We start from the raw sequence: 7,541 nt of genomic DNA on the forward strand, positions 1-7,541 counted from the left end.
CTGCTTGCCCTGCAGCAGCACTTCCTGCGTTTCTTCAAATGCGAGCTTGAGCCCGAAGTCGGTGGACGGCAGTTCTGCGAGGTATTTACCGCCCTCGGCTTTGAGCGACCAGTCGCGCAGCTTGAGGTCCATGTCGCCTTCGCTAGCTGCTGCCACGCCAAAACCATCGCGCGCGATGCGCTGGTCGTGCCAGAGTTTTTTGCCCTGCACGTCGGTGAGGGCCGCGTGGGCGAAGACCAGTTGTTTGGCGGCGAATTTCGAGGCCATGCCCTGGGTGGCATCCACGCGCGAGCGGAAGAAGGTGAGCTGGAAGCCGAACATGCGCTGGCCCGCTTCAACGCTGGCCTGGCCCGTGATGTACCACCACTCCGTGCGAAATGCGGGATGGGCGCCGCGGTCACGCGGGAACCCCAATGCTTTGGCGGGCAGAGCCTGCGCCGGGCCAGCGGCGGCGCCCCAGCCGGCCAGTGCGGCGCCGGCCAGCAGCATGCCCCGCCTGGGCAGCAGGAGGGGCAAGGCGCGTGTGGACGGTAGCGCAGGCATGGCTTGCTCAGGCAGCAGGCGCGGGCCGCATCAGCTCGGAGATGCGCGCCTGGGCAGCCGTGCAGTCGCCCATTTTCTCGGCCACCCATTGGTCGTTGTAGTAGGTCGGCAGGTAGCGCTCGCCGGAATCGCACAGCAGCGACAGGATAGAACCTTGCTCGCCGCGCGCCAACATCTCGTGCGCCAGCGCCAGCATGCCCACCAGGTTGGTGCCGGTCGACGGCCCGACCCGGCGGCCCAGCAATTGCGACAGCGCCTGCATGGCGGCCATGGAATCCACGTCGGCCACTTCCACCATGCGGTCTATCACCGTGCGGATAAAGCTGGCCTCCACGCGCGGCCGGCCTATGCCCTCGATACGCGAGCCCGCGCCGGTCAGGCTGGCATCGCCGCTGCGGTGGTAGGCGGTAAAGACCGACCCGACCGGATCGGCCACGCAGAGCCGGCTGTCGTGGCGCTGGTAGCGCACATAGCGGCCTATGGTGGCGCTGGTGCCGCCCGTGCCCGCGCCGACCACGATCCAGCGCGGCACGGGATGCCGCTCGCGCGCCATCTGGTTGAACATGCTTTCGGCGATGTTGTTGTTGCCGCGCCAGTCGGTGGCGCGTTCGGCATAGGTGAACTGGTCCATGTAATGGCCGCCGGTTTCCTGGGCCAGCTTGCGGGCTTCGTCGTAGACCTGCGCGGCGCTGTCCACCCAGTGGCAGCGCCCGCCGTAAAACTCGATCTGCGCGACTTTTTCGGGCGAGGTGCTGCGCGGCATCACTGCGATAAAGGGCAGGCCCAGCAACCGCGCGAAATAAGCCTCGCTGACCGCCGTGGAGCCGCTGGAGGCTTCGACGATGGTCGAGCCTTCATGGATCAGGCCGTTGCACAGCGCATACAGGAACAGCGAACGCGCCAGCCGGTGCTTGAGGCTGCCGGTGGGATGCGTCGATTCATCCTTGAGATAAAAGTCGATGCCGCGCGCGGCGAACTCCGGCAGCGGSAAAGGGATCAGGTGGGTGTCGGCGCTGCGCTGGTAGTCGGCCTCGATGCGGACGATGGCGGCGCTGAGCCAGGGGCTGCTGGAGGATTGAAGGGCGGTCATGGCCCCGATTCTCGCAGCAAGCGGGGCCCGGGTGGCCGGCCTTTAATACCGGCTGGATTGCCAGGACGAAGGCTCGCCGAACAGCGCCGGAATCTCGCTGCGGCCTATGCCCAGGTCGCTCAGCTCATGGGTGCTCATGGCCTGCAGTTCATCCCGTTGCAGGCGGGTGGGCGCCAATGTGCCGCCGCGCTTGAACCAGGCGCCACCGACCCTGCACAGCGCCGCCGCCTGGCCCGCGAGGCGGTGCAGGCCGGCGGTGAGGCTGAAGGCCGGTGTGACGGTGGGTATGGCGGCGGAAGGCATGGGGTGCTCCTGGTGGGGTGATGACGGTGTGAATGAAGCCAGGCGCCCATGGTGCAATTTATTCTGGTATTGTGGAAGTTGAGTTTTCTGATTAAAACTATCAGTATTCCTGATGAGATATGTTGCGAACGTTATGAAGCATCTTCCATGCGTGAATTGWACCTTGACCAGCTGCGCACCCTGGTGGCCATCACCGACCTCGGCACTTTCTCGGCCGCGGCGCAGGGCCTGCACCTGGCACAGCCCACCGTCAGCCTTCACGTGAGCGAACTCGAAAGCCGGCTCGGCACGCCGCTGGTGGTGCGCGGCGGCCGCAAGGTGGAGCCCACACCGGCGGGCGCGGTGCTGGTCGAGCGGGCGCGCCGCCTGCTGCGCGACGCCGACGATGCGGTCGATGCGGTCAAGCGCCACGTCGAAGGCCGCGCCGGCCGCGTGCGCCTGGGCAGCACGACCGGCGTGCTGGTGTATTTTTTGCCGCAGGTGCTCAAGGCCATGGAGTTGGCCCATCCCGACATCGATGTCGAGGTCAGCATCCTGGGCTCGGCCGACACCCTGGAGCGGTTGCTGCAGGGCACGCTGGACGTGGGCCTGGTCGCCACGCCGCCGCCCGCGCAGCGCGGCATGGTGATCACGCACTGGCGCAGCGACCCGATGATGGCTTTTGTGCCCAGGCGCTGGAAGGCGCCCAAACACGCCACGCCGGCCTGGCTGGCCGGCAAACCGTTGATCTTCAACGAGACGCCTACTCACATGTACCGCATGACCATGGCCTGGTTTGCCGATGCGGGCTTCACGCCGCGCGCGCGCATCGAGCTCAACTACTCCGAGGCCATCAAGAGCCTGGTTGCGGCCGGCTACGGCGCCGCCGTGCTGCCCCGGGAGGAGTCGCAGGAGGAGTCCCATGTGCGGCATGACGTGCAATTGCTGCCGCTCAAGCCGGCGCTGGTACGCCACACGGCCATGGTGCACCGGCCGCCGGAAGCGCTGGACGGCGCCACACGCAACCTGCTCAAGATCCTGGCGAATTTCCGCCAGGCCTAGTTTTTCAGAGCACCGTGACGGCGATGCCGTCCGTGCGCCGCGAGAGCTCAGAGCCGCGCCGTCGCAGAAAGCGCGTGAGCTCGGCCGCATAGTCGCCGCGCACGGCCTGCCGCACCGAAGGCCGCTGCGCCAGCGCGGCACGCCAGGCCAGCACTTTGGGCGCTGCGTCAAAAAATCCGCATTCACCGAGTGCTTCAAAGACATCGAAATAGCGAAACACCGGGCCGAAGACCGCGTCGACGAAGCTGAAGGCTTCGCCTGAAAAATACGGTCCCTGCGCCGGCAGCACGGCCTCCAGCTGCGCGAACTTGCCGGCCAGTTCTTCACGGCGGCTTTGCAGCGCAGCGGCATCGGGAGCGTTGTAAAAAGCGCCTATGGTGTTCAGCACGCTGGAACCGAACTCCATCCACGCCCGGTGCCGTGCACGCTGGAGGGCGTCGCCTGGATGCAGGCGCGGCAGCAGCGTGTCGTCCAGGTATTCGCAGATCACGGCCGACTCAAAAATCGCGTCATCGTCGACCAGCAGCACCGGTGTCTTGCCCAGCGGTGACACGGCCTTGAACCAGTCCGGTTTGTTGGCGAGGTCCACGTCGCGGCGCTCAAAGGCCACGCCTTTTTCTGCGAGGACGATGGCCGCGCGCTGGACGTAGGGGCATAAGCTGTGGCTGATGAGGGTCAGTGTCATGGTCATGCTCCCTGCGTGTTTAACGGAGCACCAGCCACTGGCTGCGGCGCGCGGCCCAGGCGCCGTCGCCGAGCAGCCACTGGGCCAGCGAGGCCACGAGCAGGAAGAGCGGGTATTCCCAGCCGCCCTTGGGGCTGGTGAACACCCAGCCGTTGGGCCAGTGCACCCAGACGACCACCGCCAGCACAGGCGCCAGCAGCAGCGAGGCCTGGCGGCCGTAAAAACCCAGCAGCAAGGCGGCGCCGCCGGCCAGCTCGGCCGCGACCACTACATAGGCCATGAAGCCGGGCAGGCCGACCGACTCGAAGAACTGCGCCGTGCCGGGCAGCGTGAAGACAAAAATTTTCAGCAGCGCGTGGGTAATCCACATGGTGCCCAGTGCAATGCGCAGCAGGGCGGCCCCGTGGCCGGCGGCGAGGTTTTGGGAGGCGGTGGTTGTCATGGTGGCAATGCCCGGTCAAGGGCTGGAGTTGAGGGAGTCGCCACTTTACGATTGCATAAAAGCAATGTAAATTGGCGATCATGAAAACGTCTATTGCAAAATCGCAATACGCGCTCAGCGCCTACGACCTGCAAACCCTGCTGGCGCTGGTGCGCGGCGCCACGCTGGCCGAAGCCGCGCGGCGGCTGGGCGCCGATGCTTCCACGGTGTTCCGCTCGGTGCAGCGCATCGAGAAAAGCCTGGGCCAGCGCCTGTTTGAACGCTCCCGCCTCGGCTACCTGCCGACCGAGCCCATGCTGGGCCTGGTGCAGCACGCCGAGCGCATAGAGGCCGAGCTGGAAGCCGCGCGCGCCAGCGCGCAGCGGCCGCATGAAGGCGTGGCCGGCCGGGTGCGCCTCACCACCACCGATGCCGTGCTGCGCGGCCTGGTGCTGCCCTCGCTCAAGCCGCTGCTGGCGCAGCACCCCTTGCTGCAACTGGACCTGCGAACCGGCAACGAACTGGCCAGCCTGAGCCGGCGCGATGCCGACCTGGCCTTGCGCGCCACGCGCAAGCCGCCCGACCATCTGGTGGGGCGCAAGTTGGGCACGGTGCGTTTTGTGCTGTGCGGCCTGAAAGCACAGGCCAGGGCCCTGTCATCGGCGAAGAAGCCGCCGGCGCCGGATGTGCTCGCCGGGTTTGACTGGAYAGCGCCCGATGAGTCGCTGCCTGAACATCCCTCGGTGCTGTGGCGGCGCAAGCAGCTGCCCAAGCTCACGCCGCGCCATTACGCCGACGGCATCGTGGCGGTGATGGATGCGATCAAGGCGGGGCTGGGGGTGGGCATCGTGCCCGTGTTCATGCTGGCCGGCGAGCCGTTGCTGGTGCCGCTGGGCGAGACGCTGGAGGGCTGCGAGTCAGACCTGTGGCTGCTGGCGCACGCCGAATCGCGCCACCTGCGCCGCATTGCGGTGGTCTACGATCATTTCGCGGCCAGCGTGCGCCTGGCCTGACCTGTTCGGCAATTTCAAAAAACTCAAAACGAACGGCCCGCGCCGGACGTCCTGAAGACGACTTCGCCGCTGGGGATGTGGACCACGCGCACTTCCTGTCGGGTGGGGTCGGCGACGCTCTTGACGGCGACGGCGACCGCCAGGGAGTAGTCCGCAAAAACATGGTTGGAACTGCTGGGCGGCAACAGGCTGCCCTTGGCCGGGTCGACGTTTTCAATGCGGTAGTCATGTGGCGGTGCTTTGACGGATGCCATGGTGAAGACCTCTATGAAGTGATTTCGATTTCTTGGGTGGTGCCTCCATGGTAGGAGCRCAAAAGGGTGCTGTGATGACAATTGCGGGTCAAAAGCGTGACTTTGAGTAAGCAAAAGAAAGCGCCTTCACAGGAAGGCGCGGGCATTGGAAAAAACTAAAACTTTGGTTCTGACGGTCGTTTGGTGTTCAGTGCAAACCCTGGCTCGGGGCGCGCTCCGACAGTTCCAGCTTCTTCATTTCGACAGCCACCGACTTGAGCATCTCCAGCGCGGCCTCGGGCGTCTGCACGATGCCCAGCCAGCCGAAAAGGTGGTGGCGCAGGAACAGCAGGATCTTGCCGGTCAGCGGGTCGCAGGCGACCCAGTGGCGCGGCGTGTAGCAGGGCTCCAGCGCGCACAGCGGCGGGCAGTCCAGCGGGTAGGGCGGATCCAGTTCGGCGCGCAGGCCGGCCATGTCGGTGACCAGGTCTTCGAGTTCCTCGGCTTGCAGGGTCAGCGGCTGCTCGAGCGACAGCGTCACGCTGCCGTCCTCATTTCGGGTGGCCAGCAGGCCGTGGGCCAGCCGTGTGGCGGCGCGCGGAGGGGGCGGCAAGGGGCCGGCCACGCCGGGGCGGGCAGTGGCGTGGGGCGGGGAATTGACGGTTGTGGGGGTGGTCATCGCGTGCTCCCATGCGTGAAGGGATAAAAGAAGAGGCGAGCTCATGGGAGCCAGTGTGCGGCGCGGGGCGGCCGGGTGGCGTGGGAGACAGGCCTTGCCCGCTGTAGGACGGCGGGGGAGTGTGTACCCAGCCAGCCTCTAATGCGGGCACGCATAGGGTGCGGCTACCAGTCTTCCTTGACCGCCAGCACCGCATCCTTGCCGGCCGCGGCGCGCCCGGCCAGCCAGGCGGTCAGCGTACCGGCCACCACCACGGCCGCGCACAGCAGGCCCAGGCGCAGCCAGGGCAGCATCAGGTCCATGGTCCAGTGAAAGCTTTGCGGGTTCACCACGTAGACCAGCACGGTGGACACCGCCAGCCCCAGCGCCAGGCCGGCCAGCGCGCCTGTCAGCGTCCAGGCCGCGCCTTCGCCGGCCACCACGGCCAGGATCTGCCGCCGCGTCAGGCCCAGATGGGCCAGCAGGCCGAACTCCTTGCGGCGCGCCAGCACCTGCGCGCTGAAACTGGCCGCCACACCGAAGAGGCCGATGGCGATCGCCACACCTTGCAGCCAGTAGGTGACCGCAAAGCTGCGGTCGAAGATTTTCAGCGAGGTCGCGCGCAGTTCGCTGACCGAAGCCAGCTCCAGCATCGCGCCCGCGCCCGACTGCCGTTCGGCCAGCGCGCGCACCGACTGTTGCACCAGGGCGTCGGCCGCACTGCCGTCCAGCCACAGCGCCAGGTCGTTGGCGCGCCGGTCGCCGGTCAGGCGTTCGAAGTCCCGCCTGTCCATCGCGATCGCGCCGAACTGGCGCGCGTAGTCGCGCCAGACGCCCGCCACGTAAAACGGCGGTGCCGCCTCAGCCGTGCCGGCGCCGGCCTGCAATGACTGCGAGAGCGGCTGAAAGACGCCGCCTGGGCGCGCGCCATACAGGTCCACCATGGGCTCGCTCACGTAGATGCCGACATGCCCGGGTGGCACCGGCAGCAGCCGGCCCACAAGGGGTAGCGCGGTGGCCGGGTCGTCCAGCGGCCGCGCGACCAGCGTGACGGCCGGCCTGGCCGGGTCCAGCAGCAGCTGCACGGTGCGCGCCGCGCCCACACGCGCCACACCGGGCAGGCCGGCCAGCGCCTGCACGAACTCCGGCGAGAAATACGCGGTGTCGCTGGCCGAAGTGCCCAGCGCCGTGCGCACATAAAGATCGGCCGGCAGCACCACGTCCAGCCAGCGCGTGACCGATTCGCGAAAGCTCGCCACCATCACCGTCAGCGCCACCGCCAAACTTAACGACGCCACCACCCCGCTCACGGCCACGGCCGCGCTTTCGCGCACGCGGCGCGCGCGCTCCACCGCCAGCAGCGGCAGGAGGCGGTCGGTGACATGCGGGCTGAGCCTGTCGTAGAGCAGCGCGATCAACCAGGGCAGGGCCGTGATGCCGCCCACCAGCAGCAAGCCCACGGACACATAGGCCGCCAGCGGAATGCCGAACAGCGGCGGGACCAGCGCGAGCAGGCCGCCCGCCGCGACCAGGGCGATGCTGAGCCAGTGGCCC

10 protein-coding genes are annotated in these 7,541 nt (G+C 67.4%); 2 read left to right on the forward strand and 8 right to left on the reverse strand.

All coding sequences use genetic code 11. The features are described from left to right. The 3 genes from AC1D0P_RS18290 to AC1D0P_RS18300 all read right to left on the reverse strand — a co-directional run. Positions 1 to 543, reverse strand: a 543-nt coding sequence (locus AC1D0P_RS18290) for a lipocalin-like domain-containing protein (protein ID WP_477678053.1), incomplete at its 3' end; no start/stop codon positions are given. Positions 544 to 550: 7 nt separating this feature from the next. After that, positions 551 to 1,633 (reverse strand): PLP-dependent cysteine synthase family protein, encoded by a 1,083-nt coding sequence (locus AC1D0P_RS18295; protein WP_477678054.1) that lies wholly within the window; start codon positions 1,631 to 1,633, stop codon positions 551 to 553. A gap of 42 nt (positions 1,634 to 1,675) precedes the next feature. Further along, positions 1,676 to 1,936, reverse strand: a complete 261-nt coding sequence (locus tag AC1D0P_RS18300) for a DUF1127 domain-containing protein (protein WP_477678055.1) — start codon at positions 1,934 to 1,936, stop codon at positions 1,676 to 1,678. Between the two features lie 147 nt (positions 1,937 to 2,083). On the opposite strand from AC1D0P_RS18300, the gene AC1D0P_RS18305 reads away from it, so the two are divergent. Further along, the gene (locus AC1D0P_RS18305) at positions 2,084 to 2,977 is read left to right on the forward strand and encodes a LysR family transcriptional regulator (RefSeq protein ID WP_477678056.1); all 894 of its coding nucleotides are present in this window, start codon (positions 2,084 to 2,086) and stop codon (positions 2,975 to 2,977) included. Between the two features lie 4 nt (positions 2,978 to 2,981). On the opposite strand, the gene AC1D0P_RS18310 is transcribed toward AC1D0P_RS18305, so the two are convergent. Further along, positions 2,982 to 3,668: a glutathione S-transferase family protein gene (locus tag AC1D0P_RS18310; protein ID WP_477678057.1), complete on the reverse strand. Its 687-nt coding sequence runs from the start codon at positions 3,666 to 3,668 to the stop codon at positions 2,982 to 2,984. 13 nt (positions 3,669 to 3,681) lie between these two features. Then, entirely contained in the window at positions 3,682 to 4,104 is a 423-nt protein-coding gene (locus tag AC1D0P_RS18315; RefSeq protein ID WP_477678058.1) for a DoxX family protein, read from the reverse strand. An 80-nt stretch (positions 4,105 to 4,184) separates the two neighbouring features. On the opposite strand from AC1D0P_RS18315, the gene AC1D0P_RS18320 reads away from it, so the two are divergent. Beyond that, positions 4,185 to 5,096: a LysR family transcriptional regulator gene (locus AC1D0P_RS18320; RefSeq protein WP_477678059.1), complete on the forward strand. Its 912-nt coding sequence runs from the start codon at positions 4,185 to 4,187 to the stop codon at positions 5,094 to 5,096. A 23-nt stretch (positions 5,097 to 5,119) separates the two neighbouring features. On the opposite strand, the gene AC1D0P_RS18325 is transcribed toward AC1D0P_RS18320, so the two are convergent. The 3 genes from AC1D0P_RS18325 to AC1D0P_RS18335 form a co-directional block, all read right to left on the reverse strand. After that, complete coding sequence (locus tag AC1D0P_RS18325) at positions 5,120 to 5,350, reverse strand: hypothetical protein (RefSeq protein ID WP_477654260.1); 231 nt, start codon at positions 5,348 to 5,350, stop codon at positions 5,120 to 5,122. A gap of 187 nt (positions 5,351 to 5,537) precedes the next feature. Continuing rightward, on the reverse strand, positions 5,538 to 6,008 hold the full coding sequence (locus AC1D0P_RS18330) for a hypothetical protein (protein WP_477678060.1): 471 nt from the start codon (positions 6,006 to 6,008) through the stop codon (positions 5,538 to 5,540). 164 nt (positions 6,009 to 6,172) lie between these two features. Then, a partial coding sequence (locus tag AC1D0P_RS18335; RefSeq protein ID WP_477678061.1) for an ABC transporter permease occupies positions 6,173 to 7,541 on the reverse strand: 1,369 nt, incomplete at its 5' end.

The sequence above is a fragment of the Polaromonas sp. P1_G2 genome (assembly GCF_056405515.1).

What these genes read in the sequence shown, in the direction of transcription:
- AC1D0P_RS18300 (WP_477678055.1), bottom strand. Translation starts at nt 1,936, where the DNA reads ATGCCTTCCGCCGCCATACCCACCGTCACACCGGCCTTCAGCCTCACC.
- AC1D0P_RS18315 (WP_477678058.1), bottom strand. Translation starts at nt 4,104, where the DNA reads ATGACAACCACCGCCTCCCAAAACCTCGCCGCCGGCCACGGGGCCGCC.
- AC1D0P_RS18330 (WP_477678060.1), bottom strand. Translation starts at nt 6,008, where the DNA reads ATGACCACCCCCACAACCGTCAATTCCCCGCCCCACGCCACTGCCCGC.
- AC1D0P_RS18325 (WP_477654260.1), bottom strand. Translation starts at nt 5,350, where the DNA reads ATGGCATCCGTCAAAGCACCGCCACATGACTACCGCATTGAAAACGTC.
- AC1D0P_RS18310 (WP_477678057.1), bottom strand. Translation starts at nt 3,668, where the DNA reads ATGACCATGACACTGACCCTCATCAGCCACAGCTTATGCCCCTACGTC.